This window comes from Lysinibacillus sp. NPDC093712 (assembly GCF_050280025.1).
Taxonomy (GTDB): Bacteria; Bacillota; Bacilli; order Bacillales_A; family Planococcaceae; genus Lysinibacillus.
Window position 1 is genome coordinate 614,154 of sequence record NZ_JBNNUU010000001.1, and the last position, 22,873, is coordinate 637,026.

21 protein-coding genes, 1 pseudogene and 1 other annotated feature are annotated in these 22,873 nt (G+C 38.4%); of the genes and pseudogenes, 13 read left to right on the plus strand and 9 right to left on the minus strand.

Translation table 11 applies throughout. The annotated features are described in order from the left end of the window. The first annotated feature begins 129 nt into the window (after window positions 1–129). The 11 genes from ACQKNX_RS03140 (at window position 130) to ACQKNX_RS03190 (ending at window position 11,588) form a co-directional block, all read left to right on the plus strand. Window positions 130–1,359: a M20 family metallopeptidase gene (locus ACQKNX_RS03140; protein WP_427427526.1), complete on the plus strand. Its 1,230-nt coding sequence runs from the start codon at window positions 130–132 to the stop codon at window positions 1,357–1,359. Next, entirely contained in the window at window positions 1,359–2,441 is a 1,083-nt protein-coding gene (locus ACQKNX_RS03145) for an isocitrate/isopropylmalate dehydrogenase family protein (protein WP_427427527.1), read from the plus strand. The genes ACQKNX_RS03140 and ACQKNX_RS03145 overlap by 1 nt, the downstream gene beginning before the upstream one ends. A gap of 1 nt (window position 2,442) precedes the next feature. Further along, window positions 2,443–3,189 carry an SDR family NAD(P)-dependent oxidoreductase gene (locus ACQKNX_RS03150; RefSeq protein ID WP_427427528.1) on the plus strand — a complete coding sequence of 249 codons (747 nt, stop codon included), beginning with the start codon at window positions 2,443–2,445 and terminating at the stop codon, window positions 3,187–3,189. A 10-nt stretch (window positions 3,190–3,199) separates the two neighbouring features. After that, complete coding sequence (locus tag ACQKNX_RS03155) at window positions 3,200–4,660, plus strand: aldehyde dehydrogenase family protein (protein WP_427427529.1); 1,461 nt, start codon at window positions 3,200–3,202, stop codon at window positions 4,658–4,660. 11 nt (window positions 4,661–4,671) lie between these two features. After that, the gene (locus ACQKNX_RS03160) at window positions 4,672–5,700 is read left to right on the plus strand and encodes an ABC transporter ATP-binding protein (protein ID WP_427427530.1); all 1,029 of its coding nucleotides are present in this window, start codon (window positions 4,672–4,674) and stop codon (window positions 5,698–5,700) included. Beyond that, entirely contained in the window at window positions 5,675–6,649 is a 975-nt protein-coding gene (locus tag ACQKNX_RS03165) for an ABC transporter ATP-binding protein (RefSeq protein WP_427427531.1), read from the plus strand. Before ACQKNX_RS03160 ends, ACQKNX_RS03165 begins: the two co-directional genes overlap by 26 nt. 70 nt (window positions 6,650–6,719) lie before the next feature. Next, complete coding sequence (locus tag ACQKNX_RS03170) at window positions 6,720–7,724, plus strand: P1 family peptidase (protein ID WP_427427532.1); 1,005 nt, start codon at window positions 6,720–6,722, stop codon at window positions 7,722–7,724. A gap of 16 nt (window positions 7,725–7,740) precedes the next feature. Beyond that, entirely contained in the window at window positions 7,741–9,270 is a 1,530-nt protein-coding gene (locus ACQKNX_RS03175; RefSeq protein ID WP_427428257.1) for an ABC transporter substrate-binding protein, read from the plus strand. A gap of 16 nt (window positions 9,271–9,286) precedes the next feature. After that, window positions 9,287–10,228 (plus strand): ABC transporter permease, encoded by a 942-nt coding sequence (locus tag ACQKNX_RS03180; RefSeq protein WP_427427533.1) that lies wholly within the window; start codon window positions 9,287–9,289, stop codon window positions 10,226–10,228. A 12-nt stretch (window positions 10,229–10,240) separates the two neighbouring features. Next, a complete protein-coding gene (locus tag ACQKNX_RS03185; RefSeq protein ID WP_427427534.1) occupies window positions 10,241–11,068 on the plus strand; it encodes an ABC transporter permease in 828 nt (275 codons plus the stop codon). Between the two features lie 79 nt (window positions 11,069–11,147). Beyond that, window positions 11,148–11,588, plus strand: a complete 441-nt coding sequence (locus ACQKNX_RS03190) for a GNAT family N-acetyltransferase (RefSeq protein WP_427427535.1) — start codon at window positions 11,148–11,150, stop codon at window positions 11,586–11,588. Between the two features lie 80 nt (window positions 11,589–11,668). On the opposite strand, the gene ACQKNX_RS03195 is transcribed toward ACQKNX_RS03190, so the two are convergent. The 9 genes from ACQKNX_RS03195 to ACQKNX_RS03235 form a co-directional block, all read right to left on the minus strand. After that, window positions 11,669–11,944 carry a hypothetical protein gene (locus ACQKNX_RS03195; protein WP_427427536.1) on the minus strand — a complete coding sequence of 92 codons (276 nt, stop codon included), beginning with the start codon at window positions 11,942–11,944 and terminating at the stop codon, window positions 11,669–11,671. A 386-nt stretch (window positions 11,945–12,330) separates the two neighbouring features. Then, entirely contained in the window at window positions 12,331–13,146 is an 816-nt protein-coding gene (locus ACQKNX_RS03200) for a protein phosphatase 2C domain-containing protein (RefSeq protein WP_427427537.1), read from the minus strand. Further along, the gene (locus ACQKNX_RS03205) at window positions 13,139–13,591 is read right to left on the minus strand and encodes an HIT family protein (protein ID WP_427427538.1); all 453 of its coding nucleotides are present in this window, start codon (window positions 13,589–13,591) and stop codon (window positions 13,139–13,141) included. Before ACQKNX_RS03205 ends, ACQKNX_RS03200 begins: the two co-directional genes overlap by 8 nt. 175 nt (window positions 13,592–13,766) lie before the next feature. After that, window positions 13,767–13,976 (minus strand) — a binding site (T-box leader). A gap of 561 nt (window positions 13,977–14,537) precedes the next feature. Next, window positions 14,538–15,254 (minus strand): hypothetical protein, encoded by a 717-nt coding sequence (locus ACQKNX_RS03210; RefSeq protein ID WP_427427539.1) that lies wholly within the window; start codon window positions 15,252–15,254, stop codon window positions 14,538–14,540. A 628-nt stretch (window positions 15,255–15,882) separates the two neighbouring features. Further along, the gene (locus tag ACQKNX_RS03215; protein WP_427427540.1) at window positions 15,883–16,845 is read right to left on the minus strand and encodes a carbohydrate kinase family protein; all 963 of its coding nucleotides are present in this window, start codon (window positions 16,843–16,845) and stop codon (window positions 15,883–15,885) included. A gap of 27 nt (window positions 16,846–16,872) precedes the next feature. Continuing rightward, the gene (locus ACQKNX_RS03220) at window positions 16,873–17,751 is read right to left on the minus strand and encodes a DMT family transporter (RefSeq protein ID WP_427427541.1); all 879 of its coding nucleotides are present in this window, start codon (window positions 17,749–17,751) and stop codon (window positions 16,873–16,875) included. Between the two features lie 112 nt (window positions 17,752–17,863). After that, complete coding sequence (locus ACQKNX_RS03225; RefSeq protein ID WP_427427542.1) at window positions 17,864–19,114, minus strand: glutamate-5-semialdehyde dehydrogenase; 1,251 nt, start codon at window positions 19,112–19,114, stop codon at window positions 17,864–17,866. A gap of 12 nt (window positions 19,115–19,126) precedes the next feature. Beyond that, window positions 19,127–20,221, minus strand: coding sequence for a glutamate 5-kinase (gene proB / locus ACQKNX_RS03230; RefSeq protein ID WP_427427543.1), 1,095 nt, complete (start codon window positions 20,219–20,221; stop codon window positions 19,127–19,129). A gap of 521 nt (window positions 20,222–20,742) precedes the next feature. Beyond that, window positions 20,743–21,126 carry a sodium:proton antiporter gene (locus tag ACQKNX_RS03235; protein ID WP_427427544.1) on the minus strand — a complete coding sequence of 128 codons (384 nt, stop codon included), beginning with the start codon at window positions 21,124–21,126 and terminating at the stop codon, window positions 20,743–20,745. A gap of 242 nt (window positions 21,127–21,368) precedes the next feature. On the opposite strand from ACQKNX_RS03235, the pseudogene ACQKNX_RS03240 reads away from it, so the two are divergent. Further along, window positions 21,369–22,001, plus strand: a pseudogene (locus ACQKNX_RS03240) (LysE family translocator). Between the two features lie 14 nt (window positions 22,002–22,015). Beyond that, window positions 22,016–22,813, plus strand: a complete 798-nt coding sequence (locus ACQKNX_RS03245; protein WP_427427545.1) for a DUF1835 domain-containing protein — start codon at window positions 22,016–22,018, stop codon at window positions 22,811–22,813. Window positions 22,814–22,873: the final 60 nt, after the last annotated feature.

Consider the following 22,873-nt stretch of genomic DNA (forward strand, 5'->3'; position numbering starts at 1 on the left):
CCATATGGATAGTAGCAAAAAACTTCATGGGATTCTATGAATGATTATCAATTTAACCAATATATTAGTAAATATACAATATGAAAATATGATTTGTAATTATTTTCTAATATAAAGGGGGCCTACTGAATGCAAGAACTAACTATAAAGACAACGGAAACGTATAAACGAGATCGTGAAACGGTCATTGCGCTAACACAAAAGCTCGTTCGTATCGAAAGTGTCTATCGCGAAAATGATCCACATGGTAATGAAGAGAAAGTAGCCAATTACGTCGCACAATATTTACGAAACATCGGTATTGAAACGTTTGTGGAGGAGGTTGTGCCTGGGAGACCGAATGTCATTGGTATTATTGATTCGGGGAAGCCAGGGAAAACCTTACTATTTGAAGGGCATACAGATGTCGTAACCGAAGGCAATCGTGAGGCATGGACATATGATCCGTTCGGTGCGGAAATTATTGATGGGCGTATGTATGGTCGTGGAACAAATGATACAAAAGGCAATCTTGCGTGTATGATTACCGCTTGTCAATCATTGCAACTAGATAGCGAGGAATTTACAGGCAAGATTATTTTATGCATTCCATGTGATGAAGAGGGTCTTATGCTTGGCATTAAGCATTTTATTCGCAATGGCTGGGCGGATGGCGTAGATGGGGCCATTATTTGTGAGCCGCAGGAAAACAATGTATGTATTGCACAACGTGGGGCCATTCGATTACAGGTCGATATTTTCGGCAAAATGGCACATGGTGCGATTTCTTGGAGTGGCATTAATCCGAATTGGCGGATGGCACGTTTGATCGTTGAGCTTGAAAAGTTAGAACAAGAAGAGCAGGCACGATTAGGTAAGGACCCAATGCTCAACTGGCCATCGATTACACCTACGATTTTACGCGCGCCTGTAAAAGGGGATGCGCAAATTAATGTTATTCCCGATCATTGTATGACGACGCTGGATATTCGCACTGTACCAGCGCAAGATCATGATGAATTATTAGGAAAAATTGATGCGATTATTCAACGACTACAAGCAGATGATCCAGACTTTAAAGTGGCGCTTACGGTGCTTGATAATCGCCCTGCAACCGCTACTGCGAAAGACGAGCCGGTTGTACAAGCTATTTTCGCAGCAGTGGCAGAAGTGACACAAAAAGAGCCAATTTATAATGGTGTGCCAGGCGCAACGGATGGTACTTTCCTTCATGTACATGGTGTACCCATCGTCACGGTTGGGGCGGGTGATCGTGAAATTCCGCATCAAATTAATGAATATGTCGATATTGAAGAACTGGCAGAAACGACGGCCATTTACCGTTTAGCAGCATTAAAGTTTTTAGCAGGTGAAGCGTAATGGTCAAAATCGCAGTTATTCCAGGAGATGGTATAGGCAAGGAAGTCATGGTGGAAGCGTTAAAAGTGCTCGAACAACTAAAGGTGGATGACCCAACTCTACAAATTGAAACGACCATTTTTCCATGGAGCTCGGATTATTACATGCAACATGGCACTATGATGCCAAAAGATGCACTTACAATATTAAAGAACTATGATGCAATTTTATTCGGTGCAATCGGTGATGCTCGTATACCAGATGATGTTACAGTATGGGAATTCATTATGCCCATTCGCAAGCAATTCCAGCAATATGTAAATTTCAGGCCGGTCAAAACGCTACAAGGTATTGTATCACCACTGGCAAATGGTAGGGATATAGATATGGTTATTTTTCGTGAAAATACAGAAGGTGAATATTCCGATAGCGGTGGTCATATTTATCATAATCAGCCACAGGAAATGGCCATTCAAAATACGATTATGACACGGCTCGGCGTTGAAAAAATCGTACAAGCAGCCTGTGACTATGCATGTAAATATGGTAAGTCAAAAATTACAAGTGCTACAAAATCAAATGCCATTATTCATTCCATGAAATTTTGGGATGCGCATACGAAACATATTGTGGAAAAAGCCTCGCCAACATTAACGCTAGAATCTATTTATATTGATGCATTAGTCGCTTATTTTGTAGAGCGTCCTCAAGATTTTGAAGTTGTTGTGGCATCCAATTTATTTGGCGATATTTTATCGGATTTAGGGTCAGCAATTGTAGGGGGACTTGGATTGTCTCCTTCGGCAAATTTAAATCCTGAAAAGGAGTTTCCATCGATGTTTGAGCCAGTGCATGGTTCTGCCCCTAATATTGCGGGGAAAGGGATTGCCAATCCGATTGCACAAATTTGGTCTCTTGCATTATTGCTTGGGCATGTTGGTAGAGCAGACGCAGAAAAACGAGTTGTTTCAGCGATTGAAGCCGTACTTAAAGAGGGTGCCGTCAAAACAGCGGATATTGGAGGACAAGCGACTACCTCACAAATGGGCGATGCCATTTGTCAGGCGCTTGTAAACAAAAGACAAACAGCAGGGGGTGTGTAACATGGCGGTAGCACAACAAGTTATCATTGTGACAGGTGCCGGTGGGGGCATGGGACAAGCGATTATTCAAGGGCTGCTTGAACAAGGAAACATTGTAATCGGTATTGATTTATCAGTTGCCTCACTCGTTGACCTAGCGCATGAATCTTTACAAACGTACGAGGTAAATGTTCTACAAGAAGAAAGTATTCAGGAGATTACGAAAGAAGTTTTCGCGAAATATGGACAAATTGATGGACTTGTCAATGCACTAGGTATTGCACAAGTTGCAACACCGATTGAGCAAGTTACGATGGATGACTGGAATCGACTTATGGACGTAAATGTGAAAAGTTTATTTATTACGACAAAGGCAGTTGTTCCTTATATGAAGGAGCGAAAAAAAGGTTCGATTGTGACGATTGCATCTATTTCCGCAGTGCGTCCCCGTCCAGGCTTGCAGGCTTATATTGCTTCAAAAGGAGCGGCCGAAAGCTTTACACGCGGGCTGGCGATTGAACTTGCATCTCATCAAATTCGTGTTAATACTATTCATCCAGGACCGGCAAATACGCAAATGCTAGCACAGTTTACAGCAGAGGGTGCTGATGAAGAGCAAACAAAGCACGATGTCTTTATACAATCAGTGCCACTTGGTCGTTTAGTCGATCCAACAGATATAGCAGGTGCCGTAAATTATTTACTATCAGATGCAGCAACAATGGTGACAGGCACAACGTTACATGTTGACGGTGGCCGTGGCTTATAGGAGGGGTACGATGCAAGTTATTCCGATGCTAATAAATGGTAAGTGGGTACAAGGAGATGGTAAGGAGTTAATAGATGTCGTAAATCCATCTACTGGTGAAGTACTTGCGCAATTAAAGAATGCAAGTAAGGAACAGGTAGACGAGGCGGTACGTGCGGCTCGTCATGCATATGAAAGTGAAGAGTGGCGCCAAGTGAAAGCTTTTGAGCGAGGTCAGCTACTTATCCAATTAGCACAATATATACGTATGCATGCTGAAGAATGGAGTTTGCTAGAGTGTCGTGATGTAGGTAAGCCTTTGACACAGGCAAGGGCAGATGTTGAAGCGGCTGCTCGCTACTTTGAATTTTACGGCGGAGCTGCAGACAAAATTATGGGTGACACAATTCCTATCGAAGACGGTATTTTAAATGCGGTAGTTTTAGAACCAGTTGGGGTTACTGTCCATATTGTGCCATGGAACTATCCTTTACAAATTACAGCAAGAAGCGTTGCTGCAGCTATTGCAACAGGGAACGCAGTGATTGTTAAAAGTGCTGAGGATACCCCTTTGACGACGCATGCTATGACGAAATGGTTTGCTGGAAAATTGCCGAAAGGAATTTTTCAGCATATAACAGGCTTAGGTCGAGATGTAGGACCATTTTTAACAACACATTCTGATATTGACCATATAACGTTTACAGGCTCTGTCCCTACAGGTATTGAAGTGATGAAGGCAGCGGCTCAAAACATTGTTCCTGTCACTTTAGAACTCGGTGGCAAATCGCCGAATATTGTCTTTGCAAATGCGCCAATGGAACAGGCATTAGAAGGGGTAGTCCGTGCTATTATCCAAAATGCTGGGCAAACATGTTCGGCGGGTGCACGGTTACTTATTGAAAAAGATGTGAAAGAGGCGTTCGTCGCACAGCTAGTGACGAAATTTCAAGCATTGAAGGTCGGCCCAGGAGAAGCGGATGTTGATATGGGGCCACTTTTAAACCAACGGCAATACTTGAAGATTTCCACACTTCTGCAGCAGGCGAAAGAAAATGGCTATGTCATCTCTGGTGGCGAAACCATTACAATTAAAGGCTATGAAAAAGGCTATTATATTCAACCGACGATTCTCGATGGCGTAGATGCCAATGCTGCACTCGCGCAGGAGGAGATTTTCGGACCAGTGTTAACTATATTGACGTTTACAACAATAGATGAAGCAATTGCATTGGCAAACGGAACCGATTATGGATTAGTAGCAGGTGTTTGGTCAAAAGATTTAGACACAGCACATTATGTGGCAAGTCGGGTGAAGGCTGGACAAGTGTTCGTCAATAATTATGGCGCAGCGGGTGGAATTCAAATGCCGTTTGGAGGTTATAAAAAGAGCGGTATCGGTCGTGAAAAGGGCTTTGTTGCATTAAGAAATTATACGCAAATGAAAAATATTGCAATACGCTATACGACACCCAATCTCGACCGTGAGTAGGAGGGTAGGATGTGGAACAAGCAAAAGACAAGCAAGTATTGTTGGAGGTAAATCACTTAAATGTACAATTTCATTTGAAAAATGGTAAAAAGGCAAAAGTAGTTGATGATGTAAGCTTTGTTATTCATAAAGGTGAAACCGTTGCACTTGTTGGAGAATCGGGCAGTGGCAAGAGTATAACATCGCTGTCAATTATGCGTTTGCTTCCGATGCCACCTGGAGAAATTACGAAAGGTGATATCATTTTAAATGGAAAAAATTTATTACATTATAAAAATAAAGAGATGAGTAGGATACGTGGCAATGAAGTGAGTATGATTTTTCAAGAGCCGATGACGTCACTTGACCCTGTTTTTACAATCGGCAATCAAATGATGGAAGCGATTCGAAGGCATCAAAAAGTCTCCAAAAAACAAGCAAAAGAAATGTCACTACACCTATTAAAAGAAGTGGGCATTGCAAATACGGAAAAGATTATAACAGAATATCCACATCAGTTATCAGGCGGGATGCGTCAGCGTGTAATGATTGCAATTGCAATGTCCAATAATCCACAGTTATTAATCGCAGATGAGCCTACAACAGCTTTAGATGTAACCGTGCAAGCGCAAATCTTAAAGCTAATGATGAAAATGAAAAAAGAACAGCACTCAGCCATTTTGTTTATTACACACGATATGAGTGTTGTTGCTGAAACGGCAGACCGTGTGATGGTCATGTATGCTGGACAAATTGTCGAAGAGGCGCCTGTCCGAGAGCTCTTTCTCCAGCCCAAACATCCTTACACAATTGCTTTATTAAAAACGATGCCTAGTCTTGAAACAGAGATGACTAGATTACCTTCTATCCCTGGCACTGTGCCACCAGCCTATGCACTGCCGGATGGCTGTCGTTTCGCACCGCGTTGTCCATTTGTTATGGAGCATTGTCGTCAAGTAACGCCACAAACTAGGCTTATCCAGCCTGACCATAGCGTACGGTGTCATTTATTCACGGAGGAAGGAGCATTTACACATGACGGAGAGAGAAGTTTTACTTGAAATTCATCATTTAAAAGCCTACTTTCCTGTGAAACGCAAGTCTATGAAGGAAGAGAAAAAAGTCGTCAAGGCTGTTGATGATATTTCAATTGAAATCTTCCGTGGTGAGACACTTGGGATTGTAGGAGAGTCAGGTTCAGGTAAGTCCACGTTTGGCCGTACAATTTTAAAGCTCGTTGAACCGACAGATGGAGAAATTTTATATAAAGGCCAACCTATTCAACATTTGAAAGGACGCCATTTACAAAAATATCGTAACCAAATGCAAATGATCTTTCAAGATCCGTTTGCATCGTTAAATCCAAGGATGCGTATTGGCTCCATTATAGAAGAACCGATGGCATTACAATTAACGTTGTCAAAAGAGCAACGTAAAAAACGCGTTAGCGAGCTTTTACAAAAGGTTGGTTTACCTAATGATGCTATGCATAAGTTTCCCCATGAATTCTCGGGTGGGCAACGACAACGAATCGGTATTGCTCGTGCACTTGCCATCAATCCAGAGTTTATTATTGCAGATGAGCCTGTTTCTGCATTAGATGTTTCGATACAATCACAAGTATTAAATTTAATGATGGATTTACAGGATGAATTTCATTTAACGTATTTATTTATTTCACATGATTTAAGTGTTGTAAAACATATTAGTGATCGTGTTGCGGTACTGTATTTAGGGAGAGTAGTAGAGCTAGGCTCGAAAAAAGAGTTGTATGCAAATCCCCTCCATCCATATACACAGGCATTACTATCTGCGATACCTACTGTGAATTTTGATGAACCAAAGCAATTAGTGCCATTACAAGGGGAGCTACCAAGCCCTATGAATCCACCGATTGGCTGTGTATTCCATACGCGCTGTCCATTTGTTATGGAGAAGTGTCGTCTGGAGCGACCTATACTGCAACAAATAAATGAACAGCAGCAAGTAGCCTGTTTTTTACATGAATAAAAATCTGAATATTCAATTTATTTTACCGAGAAAAGTCAGCTATATAACTATTTCTAAAGGAGGTGGATAGATGTTCGGCAATATTACCGACGTACCTGGCGTTAAAGTTGGTCATGTAGAAAATAAAGAGGGGATAACGGGATGCACCGTCGTTCTAGTAGAAAATGGAGCAGTTTGTGGCGTCGATGTACGAGGCTCTGCACCAGGTACTCGTGAAACGGATGCTCTTGATCCAATCAATGAAATTCAGCAAGTGCATGGCATTTGCTTAGCTGGTGGGAGTGCATTTGGCTTAGATGCCGCAACAGGTGTCATGCATTACTTAGAGGAGCAAGATGTTGGGGTAGATGCTGGTATTGCAAAAATACCAATTGTACCTAGTGCTGTATTGTTTGACTTATTTATCGGTGATGCACATACAAGACCGACAGCTCAGATGGGCTATGAGGCAGCGAAAAACGCGACGATTGGACCTTTTGCAAATGGCAATATTGGTGCTGGATATGGCGCTACAATAGGGAAGCTAGCAGGTCCGCAATATTGTATGAAAGGAGGATTGGGCAGCAGCTCGCTAGAAGGCAAAGAGGGGCTTGTAGTAGGAGCACTTGTAGCGGTAAATGCAGTAGGTGATATAAAGGATCCCAATACAAGAGCAACCATTGCGGGAGCACGTAACCGAGAAACGGGTCAATGGCTAGATAGCAGTACGTATTTAGAAGCACATGGACAATCACAGGCACTATCTGGCACAAATACGACCATTGGCGTTGTTGCTATGAATGCTAAGTTAACAAAGTCAGAGGCGAAAAAAATTGCACAGCTTGCACAAAATGCGTTAGCACGTACGATTTATCCTGTCCATACAATGCTAGATGGCGATACGATTTTTGTTTTGGGCACTGGACAACAACCGTATCCAGTAGACTATCTTGGACACTTAGCAACTAAGGTAGTAGAGGAAGCCATTATTGCTGGGGTTAAATGTGCTGCTAAATTAGAGGATGTTGAAAGCTATACTAGTATTTCAAAACACGTTCAAAGGGCAAAGGGGGAGAAACGATTTGAAGCAGATTAGAAATTGGTTTTTACTAATGCTGTTATTGCTAGTAGGGTTGATTATTAGCGCATGTTCAAATGATGAGGATAAAAAAAATACAAATCAAGTCAGTACAAATGCGCCAGTAACAACAGAAACACCGCAAGAAATTGTTGTCCGTATTAATGATGACCCGGATTTTTTAGATCCTCATAAAGCGACAGCGTCTATTTCCTACCAAATGATTCTCAATATTTTTGAAGGGCTAATGGCTCCTGAAACAGATGGGTCATTAAAACAAGGGCTAGCGGAAAGCTATGATATTTCGGAGGATGGTTTAACTTATACATTTAAAATCCGTTCAGGCGTGAAATTTCATAACGGTGAGGATTTAACAACAGAAGATATTCAATATTCTTTTAATCGCTTAATGGGCAAAAGTGGTGGAGAAAAAATGTCGAATAACTTTGATAATGTGGCGTCTACCGAAGCACCAGATGCTACGACCTTTGTTATCAAGTTAAAAGAACCAAATTCTAATTTCTTATATTCACTTACTGCTCGCCAATCAGCAATTATACCGAAAAGTAATGATGGCAAACACAATGAAAATCCAATTGGGACTGGTCCATTTGCCTATGTAAAATACGCCCCAGGTTCAAATTTAATATTGAAAAAGAATGATAGCTATTGGAAGGAAGGTTTGCCTTATTTAGATAAAGTAACCTTTACCTTCCAATCAGACGATCAAGCAGCCATTATGAGCTTAATGGCAAATGAGGTTGACTTAACTAGTGTTCCTTGGCAACGCGTCAATGAAGTCGAGAGCAGTCATCATTTATCGCATCAAAATAATAACTCTTCTTTAATTGTGACGTTTAATGAAACGAAAGCACCGTTTGATAATGTGAAAGTGCGTCAGGCGATGAACTATGCGATTAGTAAATCGGATATTATCGACTCGGTATTTGCAGGCTATGCTGTACCACTTGGCTCGAACATGAGTCCAGCAATGGGGGACTATCAAAAGAAAGGTTTAGAGAACATGTATAAGCTTGATGTGGAAAAGGCGAAAGCATTATTAGCAGAAGCGGGTTACCCAGACGGCTTTAAAACAAAAATTACCGTGTCCTCACATAACGATATTTATTCGAATATAGCGCAAATTGTTGCGGCTAACTTAAAGGAAATTGGCGTGGATGTAGAAATCGAAGTAGTGGAATGGGGTATTTGGCTTGATCGTGTGTACTTCGGTCGCGACTATAATATGACGACGATTGATTTAACAGGTCGTGCTTCTGCCTATGAAATACTAAATGACTATATTTCTACAAATGATAGTGAAAACTTCTTCTTATTTAAGAATGAGGAATACGACAAAATCATGGCAGACGTGTTAAAAGAAACAGATACTGCAAAGCAAATCGACTACTACCAACGTGCACAAGAAATTTTAGCAGAGCAGGCAGTGTCCGTTTATGTGGCGGATTACCAAATCGTGTGGGGATCTGATAAGCAAGTGACAGGTCTGAAAAGCTATCCATTCTGGTTCCACGATATGTCGGAGGTAAAATTCTCAAACTAGAAAGAGATGATTGCAAATGATGTATATCATACGTCGATTCATCCTGTTAATAACAACGATTCTTCTAGTGTCGATCATTACATTTGGTGTTTTTCAAATTTTACCTGGGGATCCTGTTCGAACAATGTTAGGAACGGAAGCGGATCCTACGCAAATTGAAAATTTGCGGTCTGAGCTTGGTTTGGACCGCCCGCTTTATGAACAATACGCTGATTGGATGAAGGGGTTATTGACAGGGGAATTAGGCAATTCAATTCGTTTCTCAATGCCTGTAAAAGATTTATTGTTTGATAGACTTCCTGTAACGATGTCATTAGCATTGCTCACACTAACCATTGTATTACTCGTTTCCTTGCCGCTTGGCATGTTTGCAGCGAGAAGACAAAATAAGCTGAGTGATGTGTCATTATCGACATTGACACAAATCGGAATGGCTGTACCTTCATTTTGGCTTGGTATGATGCTTATTTTATATGTCGGAATGAAATTTAGCTTCTTTAAAATTAGCGGCTATATTCCATGGACACAAAGTGTATTTGGTGCGTTAAGTACGCTTGTCCTCCCAGCGTTAACAATTGCTATACCCCAAATTGCTGTTAACTTCCGTTACGTGCGAACTGCAATTTTAGAACAAATGCAGCTTGATTATGTTCGAACAATACGCAGTAAAGGAATGTCGGAACAAAATGTCATGTATAAGCATGTTTTAAAAAATGCGATGATACCGATATTAACGGTCTTTGGATTAATTATGGCAGAAGTGGTGGCAGGGACAATTATCGTCGAGCAAGTATTTTCATTGCCAGGTGTTGGTCAGTTACTCATTACTGCGATAAGTAATCGCGATTTCCCTTTAGTTCAAGGAATCGTTATGTATATTACGGTTGCAGTAGTTGTAATTAATTTTATCGTCGATATTTTATATTCCGTTTTAGATCCAAGAATCCGATTACGATGAGAGGTGGATGCAATGAAAACTGTACAGCGCTACATGAAAAATATAAATTTAATCATTGGTCTACTCGTCATAGTCGGATTTTTACTTGTCATGGTCATTAGCTTCTTTTATACACCGCATGATGTCAATACGATGAACATACCAGAAAAATTGCACAGTCCGAGTAGTAAGTATCTCTTTGGGACAGACGAATTCGGACGTGATATTTTTAGTCGGATGATGAAAGGCACACAAACAGCATTTGCGGTCGGTTTATTAACAGTATTCATCGGCTCATCATTTGGTATTTTAATCGGAGGTATAGCGGGATACATCGGTGGTTGGGTAGATGAAATTTTTATGCGCTTGATGGATGCATTAATGGCATTTCCAGGAATTATTTTAGCTTTAATGTTAGTGGCTGTTTTCGGACCTGGCGTAGTCAATACGGCGATAGCACTTGGGGTTATCGCAATACCAGCCATCGCTAGAATCGCACGCAGTGGTTTTGTCCAACATCGTGATGCCGAATACGTATTAGCTGCTAAATTAATTGGTGTAAAGCCTTATAAAATTATGTTTCGCCACATTTTGCCTAATATATCATCACAAATTATTGTGGCAGCAACGGTTACTTTTGCTACAGCAATGCTCGCTGAAGCTGCACTTAGTTATTTAGGGCTTGGCGTTCAACCACCAAATCCTAGCTGGGGACGCATGTTAAAAGATTCTCAAGCGTATTTAGTGAAAGCATCTTGGTATACATTTGCACCAGGAGGAGCGATTACGATGTTAGTACTAGGATTGTATATGCTGGGCAATGCTTTACGTGATTATCTGGATCCTCGTTCAAAATCATAAAAAAAGGCTATTGTCATGGCGATAAAAAACATTCTATACTATATAGATTACGCATGCTAAATACGAGGAGGCACTCTATATGAACACAACAATTATTACAACAGAAAATGACTTACAAACAGCTTTTGCTATTCGGAAAGCTGTCTTTATAGAAGAACAACAAATTCCAGCATCAGAGGAATACGATGAATTTGATGCACTCGAAGCGGCATGTGATCACATTCTTGTATATTACAATGCGCAGCCTGTTGGTACAGGTCGTTTACGCGTTGTAGATGGCTATGGGAAGCTTGAGCGAATTTGTATTTTAGAGGAATTTCGTAAATATGGGCTAGGAAAAGTAATTATTCAAACGCTAGAGGCATTGGCACAAGAAAAGGGCTTAACGAAATCAAAATTAAGTGCGCAAGTATATGCAGAAGGCTTTTATGAGAAGCTCGGTTATACTCGTACAGGTGAAGAATATATGGATGCAGGTATCCCACATATTTTAATGAAAAAGCAATTTACTGAATCTTAATTTTGAAAGTCAATCCGATATTCCAGGTATATTAACAAGAAAAGAGGTCTTCTCAAATGATTTTTGAGAAGACCTTATTATTATTCAAATGGACTAGTAAACAATGGTTGCCAAATACCTTGTTCATTTTTAATCATTGTTCCAGCCATGGGTACATTATCATGCGATGAGGTAAAGTGAATCTCTCCTTTGATTTCACTAGTTTGTTCAAATTTACCTTTCTCAATATCATTAAAGATGTAAGCGCTAAGTAAACTTTGCATTTCTTCAGTAGCATAAAATTCTCTGATTGGTTGTGTGTCCTGTATATACTTGACAATTTCTGATCGTTCCGGAACTTCACGAGTTGCGTCCATGCTCGAAAGACCACTTACACATTGCTATGACTGACTTTTAAGAGAGTGTATAAAATTATTTATAAACAAAGTTCATACAGAAAAGCGACAAACGCTGTTAAATCAACGTTTGTCGCTTTTTGGTGTGTTTCCAAACTTTTGTTTGGGAACATTATTTAGTTTTATTTTGTATACTTTATTAATCTTTAATGAACTAAAGTAATCTTGAATTTAATAAAAATAAAAACACTTCTTTAACAATCTCGCCCGACTGTTGTAGAACGCTTTTCTAAAGAGCTACGATTTGTTTTATTATAAATCAATATGAAGAGCAAATAATGTTAATGAAATTGCTAGAAAGAGAGCAGATAGTAAGAAATTGGAATACCAGTTATTTCATATTTATACTATTGATCACTTGGTATGGTAGCGACCTTCGAAATATTTATCTTCCAGGAAACAATTGTTGTACTGTCTCGGACATCATTATTTCTGATGTTCATTAACATTGACCAAATATTACTTTCATCGTCATTCATATTATTGACCACATTATAAATGTCTTTCGAGTTTGAGTAAGGTTCATTTGGACACTCAATTAATCCATCGGTTGTAAGGAATAGATGATTTTCACCTTGTCTTAATTCCTTTCTACCAACAGTGTAGCAAGGAACTTCTTGTTCAAAAGTATTGACCTGTCCTATCCATTCATAAAATTGTCTTTGATTTAATTGATATTGACCTAGTGCAGCTAATTCTTGATGAAATAAACAAAGAATACAGTCCCCAACAGAAAACCACCAAACATACTTATCTTTCCTTACCACAATTAAACAAGCTGTTTCTCCTTTAACTTCTCGACAAACAGATAAGAACTCCACAGATTGAAACATATTCAAGATCTTATCTTCCAACTTTTTAAAAGTTGGCTGATTTGCCGATAAGGACAATAAATCTTTAATGTCGTTTTCTTCTTTATCGAACTGTTCTATCATGATTTTTGTACTCTCTGATGTATTATGTGCATCAAGAAGAATAACGAACTCCCAATCTTCTTTTTCGTTGTACCAAACTAAACACCCATCTTCGTTCTTATACTGTCCTGCATTAGAATTACCACCATAACGTCCAACTAAAATATGATTAAGTTGAAGAATGTTTGGTTTATCAACGAAATCTTCTTGGCTACCGACCCAACTAAAATCTTTAGCACTATTATTCATATGGATTACCCTCTAGATACGTTTTAAGACGATTACAAAGTTCAATAACAGCATTATTATCGCCCATAGGAGCATCTTTCCAATTGTAAACTTCAGATGGTCCCCAGTATTCTTTTGGCGTATTTGGATAGCGAGCTACTAAATGCATATGAAGATGTGGAACTGAATTTCCTGAAACAAATGAATATATGTGTTCAGCATTTTCTGACTCCGTTAGAGCTTTACTAATTCTAGTCATAATAACTCCAAACGCTTTTGCTTCTTCCATCGTCATATCAGCAAGTGTGGGAGCGTGTCTTTTTAAATCAATCATAATATGACCAAGATAGTTTGGATTACCATTTCTATCAATATGTCCAACAAAAACATATTCGTCTTCGTAAATCATCACTCCTGATGTTTGAATATTTCCAGCGTGTTTATTACAAATAAAACAATATTCCATAAATTCCCTCTCCTTTTTATATGTTTTAAATAGTACATTGAAAATTAATAATTTTATGTGGAAAATAAATTATTTTAATAATCTCATTACCTTCAAATTCTTGATTTACTTTGTTAGCTTCTCTCACAATCGTTTCATTACGATCTGTCCCAAAAAATAAAAAAATTCGCCTCAACAAAGAGACGAAGTTTAATTCGCGGTACCACTCCAATTAGTTAATATTTAAATTAACTCACTTAAACTATAACGGTAGTTGCCGTCTATACCTACTTAATTTCAGTATAAATACTCCTGGACGAGTTCGGGAATTTACTGACTGTTTCTCACCAACCAACAGCTCTCTATACAATAAGTGTTCCTTACTACTTCCAATCAATGTAAAATTTTTAATTGTTTTGAATATTACCATTAATTAAAATTATTGTAAATGGATAAATGGAAAATTTTCATACTCAGCACCAATTGTTGAATAATGAAAATGCAACCAAAGCGTCTTTTGGTAACTATTCTTTTCTTAGCGTTGTAAACAACTTAAATCTGACTTGACCACATAATAGATAAAATCATTTTTATATGCATCTGAATCAACAAAGTTATTGTAACTGCTTCATAAATCATTTGTAATTATATTAACACATTTAACAATTATTAGGTGAAACTCTTTCTGAATCATTTAGTGTAGCAATAAACTAGCCACACAGCTAATGGATCGAGTTTTTTGTTACCAACTTTTTTGTCTTTCAACATCAATCTTAAAAGGATAGATGTAAGCAGGTAATCTCCCTGTTCATCTATCCTTTCCTGTTAACCCTATATAATGTGTGACATTGTATTGAATTATTTAGTTATAGAGCTTTATAAACATTTACTTGACTTTTAATAAAAATAGATGGCTACTCTTTTTTGTTCATTAGATGTCTCATAAAGTAATCTGCTTTGATTTATGTTATAAAACTACACCCGTTGGCAAACATATAAAGTTTGTATTTAATGTATGGTTAGTTGTAAAACCAAGATAATTTAAACTTCCACCAATCGTAAATGCGTAATTACTGCCTAGACCAGTAATACGAGCGTTTACTCCTGTTCGGTTAAAATAACCTTCTGAAGCAGTGGTGCGTAAATTAGAATAGCTAGCAAATATTTGACGACTACCAGCTAGCTGTGTTGTAAAAGTTGCAGATACTGCTATATCAACAGGAGTTGAACCATGTATAACTCTAACCATACGTGATGCAGAAGTAGTAGAGAATGGCGTTATTGTATTTGAAAGAGCTGCTACGGCGTTAGCTTGTGTAACCTCAATTGCTTGTTGTTTAAATACTTCTTCTGATGTCCAATCTTCTTCGAATCCTTTCAAAGGAATCTCAACAACGCTAGATTGTACCCTCTCAATTGCTCGTTGTTTAAACTCTTCTAGAGAAACCCAAGCTTCTTCTTCAAAATCCTCAATTGGAGAAACTTCAATACCTACTAGACCGTCTCCCCATGTATAAGTGGATTTTACTTCGTTTAAAATTTCTATATATTGTTGATGTAATTGTTCTTTTGCATGTTGACTTAACTCAGCTGATGCGCTGTTATTTGTAATAAAGAGAATACAAGCGAAAGCAAAAAGGGCCGTGAAAAATTTGTACGTTTTTATCGACGATTTTTTTTCCATTTTATCCTTCTCCTTATCTTTCAAATTAACTCACTAGTGTCGCATTTTTAAATTTTGAATGCTCTTATTTTTAAATCGGCTTGGTTTTAATAAATAACAAAGACACTCAAGTAGAGGTAGTGTACATCCATTATTTACTATAACCTCAGACTGGTGCGACAGAGACTAAATAACTTTATGAGACGGTACTTCCTGAAATAGTGTACAAGCACATTTTTGCTCGTTTCCATAAAACTAATTTAATTAAGTAGCGACTAATTTATATTTGTGTTTAATTCGGTGATACTCTTCATAAACATATGAAGTAAATGAAGAATATTAAGTTATAGTGTTGAATTATGTTCCTGCGACGACAGTGAGGATAATTAAATTTTATAGTGATTTTATATTTTTTGTCTAGTGATAATATAGAAAGCGAGAGTATAAAATATTTAATATAAATGAATAAGAAGAGAATAAAAGGAAGCGTATTTCTTTGTAAGATTATGTAACCTTAATAAATTCACCCTAAACATGTTCGTGTTTGCCAGTTAGTAGGTACATTAATGAAAGATAGAATATGTATGGATTTTGAAGAAATCGATAAAACAAACTCCATTTTGATTTTTTCAAAAATGGAGTTTGTTGTTTAAAATGATACTGGGACATCATGTTTCGTTGGAAAAGATGCAATGGCGCCATGTTTTATTGTGGAAGCGCCGGCATATCGATTGGCGAAGGAAAGTAGGGGTGTAGCAAACGTTTCGCAAAATGCTTCGACTGTCTGTGCTGTTATGTTTTTCTGCAACAAAATACTTAAGATGGCTCCGATAAAGGCATCACCTGCACCTGTTGTATCAATTGCTTGCACAACCTCAGCAGCAGCTTTTACATGTAGTTGCCTCGTATAAAGACTAGCGCCTTGTGCACCATGGGTCACGAAAATAACTTGGACCTTCCCTTGGAATAATGATTGAACGGCATGTTGTTCATCGTCTAGATGCGTTAAAAACGATAGTTCCTCGTCAGAAAGCTTCACGATATGCGCGCGCGGAATAAAATTTAAAATCGTTTGTCGACATAATTCAGCATCATGCCACAGAGGTAGTCGCACATTTGGATCAAAAGATACAAGACTCCCCGCCTGATGTGCTTGCTCAATGATTGACTCATGAGTTTGCTTCATCGGACTGTCCACCAAGTTCACCGAGCAAAAGTGGAGGATGTCTTTCGCTGTAAGTAAATTAGCTGGCAATTGTTCTGGTCGATATAGTAAATCAGCCGCATTTCTACGGTAAAATAAAAAGTCACGCTCTCCATTTGCTGACAAAGAAACAAAGGCGAGGCTTGTTTCACCTTCAATTGTTTGCGCAATATATTGGGCATCCACGCCAGCTTGTTTGACTGTCTTGATTAAAAAATCCCCAAATGCATCTTGACCTACCTGTGATAGTAAGGCAGCATGCTGTCCCATTTTTGCACAGACAGCGGCCACATTGGCAGGAGCACCTCCAGCATTTTTTGTGAATTGTTCTACTGAACAAAGCGAGTCACTTTGTTCAGTAGGGGTAAAGTCAATTAACAGCTCACCGATTGCATATAGTTTACGCATACAATTCCTCCTCTTACGATAGAAAATTTATTCCTTTAGCTTAGCTTTTTGATAAGGGATATAAATTGTATAAAAAATCCCCCCGAAAATTAAAACAATGCCAACAGTTTGCATAATGCTAGGCATGAAATCGAGCAATAGCATATCTAATAAAATAGCAACGACTGGATCTACGAATACTAAAACAGAAACTAGTATAGTAGATAGGTTGCGGATACTATCGAAAAATAAATAATAAACGAATCCAGTATGAATAAAGCCTGTACCTAAAATATAAAGCCAATTCGTTGTAGTTAATCCTTCAAATAGTGAAAAGTCCACAAAAGGTAATAGTATGACGATACCAACAGTCGTTTGTATAAAGGTTAATGCATAGGAGCTTAAATTTTTAATCGTTCTGCTCGTTAACATTGTAAATGCATAAAACAAAGCAGAGAGTAGTGCCCAAACGAAGCCTGACTGCATAAATTCAGACAATGAAATAAAATTATGTAAACCGATAATAAAAATACTACCGATAAAACAAGTCAATGTTGCGACAAGCGCTTGTACAGTCATTTTTTCCTTTAACAACAGAGCCCCTAAAATAAGCACAAATATAGGTGCCAAATTATAAATTGAAATGGCAATCGAGATTGACATTTCTTCAAATGCTTTAAATAAAAATACCCAGTTTAAGACGATAAAGACACCGCATAGAAGCGTACGCGCTATTTCTTTTTTGTCCCATACTTCGGTTTTATGGCCACCTGTCATTAGCCATAAGAAACAAAGAAAGAGGGTAGCACAAATACAACGGATAAAGACTAGCTCAATAGCTGGTACGCCAGTATGGATAGTGAAAAAGCCGATGGAGCCGAAAATGGCCATCGATACAGTAAGTTTTATTACTGCAGAAATATTCATATCAAACCTTCTTTCTAGTAGCTATTCAATAGCTACTGTTTTTTTAGTTATCATGTTAGTAAAGAAACCGACAGTGTGGTCTACTGTCGGATCTTTATATTGGAAATAATCGTTACTCGCGGATTTGCCCATTCCCATGGATAAAATACTTTGTTGATGTTAATGCAGGTAAGCCCATTGGTCCACGTGCGTGTAATTTTTGTGTACTAATACCAATTTCGGCGCCATAGCCGAATTCAAAACCATCTGTAAAGCGAGTAGAGGCATTATGGTAAACGGCTGCCGCATCTACATTATTTAAAAATGTATCTGCTACAAGTTGATCTTCGGTAATAATGGCTTCCGAATGGTTTGTACCGTATTGATTAATGTGCTCGATGGCCTCAAATACGTTTTCGACAACTTTTACGCTTATTTTTAAATCTAAGTATTCCGTAGCGAAATCTTCCTCTGTAGCGAGCTGTGCGAAATCTACCGCTTGGCAAACTGTTGCATCACCGATAATTGTTACATCTGCTTTGTGCAAAGCGTTTAGCAGCTTTGTTCCGTATTCATTAAACCAATCCGGATGAATAAGTAAGCTTTCAGCAGCGTTACAAACAGAAGGACGTTGTGTTTTAGCATTTCGACAAATTCTTTCTGCTTTTATGTAATCAGCAGTTTGGTCAACATAAATATGACAATTGCCTGCTCCAGTTTCAAGCACTGGCACTGAAGCTTCACGAACGACTAAATCGATAAGAGCCTTACCACCACGAGGAATTAATACATCGAGGTATTCTTTTAAATGGAATAATTCCTTTGCAGTTTCACGACTCGTATCTTCGATTAGTTGAACTGCATCAACAGGGATAGCCGTTTTTTCAAGTGCTCGGTGAATACTTTCAACAAGCGCTATATTTGAAAATTTAGCTGAAGAGCTTCCTCGTAAAATAACAGCATTGCCTGTTTTCAACGATAATGTTGCTGCATCAACGGTCACATTTGGTCGTGCTTCATAAATCATGCCAATCACACCGATTGGTACCATACGCTTTTCAATATGCAAGCCGTTATCTTTGTCAATGTGCTCAAGTATTGTGCCAACTGGGTCGTTTAATGTGACAAGTAAATGAATGGCATCTGCCATTGCTGTAATTCGGTCCTTGTTTAACATAATGCGATCAAGTGTTGAAGCGGGCATACCTTTTTCTTTGCCACTTGCTAAGTCCTTTAAATTTTCGGCAATTAGCAAATCTTGATCGATAATTAGTTGCTCAGCAATTTTAGTTAACGCATCATTTTTCTCGCAAGTTGTTTTAATATTTAATACATAGCTTGCTGCCTTTGCGCGTTGTCCTTTTTGATATACTTCACTCGTCATTTTTATGCCTCCCTAATTCGTTTGTATTTTTAGCCATTTGTCTCGATGAATGACTTCTATTGGATAGTTCGTTAATTCATCGGTCCGTTTTCCCATCGCATGTGCTAGCTCAAGTGATGAGTATAAAACTTCGCCACGTCCAATAAGCCTATTTTCACTATAAACCTCTACAACGTCACCTTGTTCAAAGTCTCCTTCAACACGGTAGACACCAGCTGGTAGTAAGCTTTTACCATTTTCTAATAAGGCAATTTCCGCACCGTTATCTACAAAGATTTTACCAGAAATTTCCGTAAGTGCAATCCACTGTTTATTATTTGTTAATATAGCGAGCGCCTCATGCTCAACATATGTCCCATCTCCATGACCATCCATAATATCGACGAGCTTATGTGCACCGTAGCCCGTGCCGATAAACACCTTAACACCAGCATTTAAAGCTGCCCGCGCTGCCAATAGTTTAGACTCCATACCACCTGTTCCGACTTTTGAACCTGCACCATCAGCGAAGCCAAGCATTTCATCTGTTACTTCTGTTAACCGATCAATGCGTTTTGCTTGGGGATTTTTATTGGGATTTGCATCGTATAAGCCGTTGATGTCTGTAAGGATAATGAGCTGGTCTGCATGAACAAGTCCACTTACAAGTGCGGATAGCATATCATTATCGCCAAATGTTAACTCACTGACAGATACAGTATCGTTTTCATTAATAATTGGGAGCATAGCACGTTCTAACAATTCCTCAAATGTTGCATAAGCATTCTTATAGCGTTCTTTTTTCGAAAAATCAGTACGTGTAAGTAAAATTTGAGCAGGCATAATATCATAAATACTAAATAGCGCATGATATGTTTGGATAAGCAAACTTTGGCCGACTGCAGCAGCAGCTTGTTTCCCTTTAACTGTCACTGGACGAGAAGGGTAGCCTAATTGTTTAAAGCCTGCTGCTACAGCACCTGAAGATACAAGTAAAACTTCATGGCCACATTTTTTTAATTCTGCAATAGCTTGCACATGATCCATTAAGCGTACTTTGTCAATTTCGCCTTTTGCATTCGTTAAGGAGCTACTGCCAATTTTTACAACCATTCTTTTTCTTTCCATCACATTTCCTCCAGTTCTTCAATCGTGGTCGCCACTTGCCTTACCACATGAAAATGTTTGTTAAATAACAATAAAAAAACCTTTTCATCCTAAAAATTAGGACGAAAAGGTTTGCTTTCCGTGGTACCACCTACATTGAATATCTTGAGATATTCCACTTTCCTCATAACGCTTGAGACTGCGCCTAGTTTGGCTAGGACGTTTCACGAAGTAGGTTCAGTAGTCTTTTTTGTACAATGCCTTGCAGCCGGTGGGCATCGCTCTCTAAGCAATTAGTTTCTACGTACTAGTCTTCGTTCGCTTTCTTGGTATTGATTATTGTAGAGAGGTCCGTACCATATAAAATGACTACAGGCGCTCGTTCGTACTAGTAATTGAATAAAGAATGCACTACTTCTGTGTGTCTGTCAAGCTGAATAGAAAAATTCTGTAAAAATGAGGACAAAATGCTGAAGTTGCGAACAGTCTACAAAAAAGGGGATGTCCTAAAACGTTCTTAAAGTGACAAATAGAAAAACGAATTATTTAAACCACCAAATGGCAACAAATAAAGGTAACATCGCCAAAATCATCACAAAGAAACTCCACAATATTTGTTTTCCTGTTGTCATATTTTTTGGCTTAATGCTCATTTTTTCATAGAGCTGGTTGATGGCGCGTTGCTCTTTTGCGTATAGCATTGATTGAAATTCATCATAATCTCGTATATAACTTGACGGGGGTCTTGGGTTGAAACGTAAATTTCGGATATCGTCCGTGATATCTTTTTCGCCAATCCGATAGGTAATAACTGGTGCCAGGCCAGAGGATTGCATTGCTTGAACGTCGATATCATGTGTTTTCATTTTATAAAAGACATTCCCTTGCTCGTCCTCCAATTCTTGAACAATATCGCTTACTGCCATCGACGAATCACCTCTTTCTTCAAACAATATGGACTAAAAATATAGTATTAATTTTCATTATAATGCATGGACGAGGAAAAATGTTATGTGAACGAGCATTAGTTGAGACAATGAATTTTTTGTAAAAATTCTATATATAGTCATAAACTCACAATTAAAGTAGCGAGTGTCGTGTAGTATAATGAAAATACAACCATTCTAATTATGGTTTTTTCTAAAAGAATTGGAAAGAAGGAGAATAATTGGAATTTTCAACGTTACTAACGTTTTTAGGTGCAGCAAGCATATTAACGGTAATTGCCAGGGCTGGACAATTTATTTGTCCTTGCGCAAAGCATTACACAAGATAAAAAGGCAGGCATTGCTACTTCATTAGGTCTATGTACAAGTTTGCTTGTTCATATCGGAGCTTCAGTTATAGGAATTTCAGCTGTTATTTATCAATCGACGTTTATCTTTTCCTCTTTTCCGTTGTCAAATTTGCAGGTGCCGCCTATTTATTATATTTAGCATGGCAATCATTTCGAGTAAAAGACGATCCATTTACATTGGAGCAACAAAATATTCAAGCTTTTGGTTTACTGTATCGCAAAGGAATCTTGATGAATGTGTTGAATCCAAAGGTTTCTTTATTATTCTTAGCACTATTGCCACAGTTTGTAAATCCAATACACGACCATCTGGCGTTACAAATGCTTATTTTGGGTATGGTATTTTTAGTGCAGGCACTGATTTTATTCTCGTTATTTAGTATTTTTGCAAGGAAAGTTAGAAAAGTCATTATAGAGAAGCCAGCAATTGCTAAACGCTTGCATATTGTACAAGGCATACCATTTACCTTTATCGGCATACAAATTGCACTAAGTAAACAATAAAAGGAGGAGGCTATATGGCAATTTTACATATTACCTTTAGCTTGTCTACACACGGTTCTATTAAACACGCGATACGACAACACCATTTACAGCGAGAAGAGTCGGTGATTTGTGTCAATGATGTTTTCTCAATCGGACCACTTGCAAGCCTGGAAAATCGAAAAAATTGGTTAGAATCTAATGTTTTTAAGGATATCGAAGAAAAAGAATTATACGAGGACATCCATAAGAAGTGGACGAAATCAATCGCCGGCATCCCTTGTGATTTGGATGTTTGGATTTGGTATAGCCAAAATTCACATGAAGAAATTGGTTTGCGTTATGTAATGAGTGAGTTTGTAACTAAATGCAGCATGGTATTTGGAATAGATACAACCGCAGCTTTAAAGCGAATTCACCCAGATATGTCTATTCGCCATACTGGAGAACTATCATCGGATTTGCTTATGAAACTTCGATCTGATGCTAAACGGTTTACACTCGAGGAGTGTCGGCGACTTGCTAAAGAATGGGAAGAGCTAAAGCAAAATCCAAGTACATTGCGAGTTTGGCAAAATGGCATTGTTCATGCAGATGAGGACATTTACGATGCAACTATTATTGAATGTGCAAAAGATTTACAAGCTAACAACGAGGAGCTATGGCTTTCACCAGTGAGCGTCATTGGGCGAACTTTCAATAAAATCGAGGACTATATAAGCGAAGCCTTTTTAGAATATCGAATTTTCACCATGGCTAGGCAAGGGTTATTTGAAATTAGCGGTGACACGACGGATATGTTTTCTTATCAAATAAAATATATAGGGAAATAATTAGTTTCCTACAATAACTTTTAAATCATAAAATTAAAAGCGGACGAATGCTATAAAGCA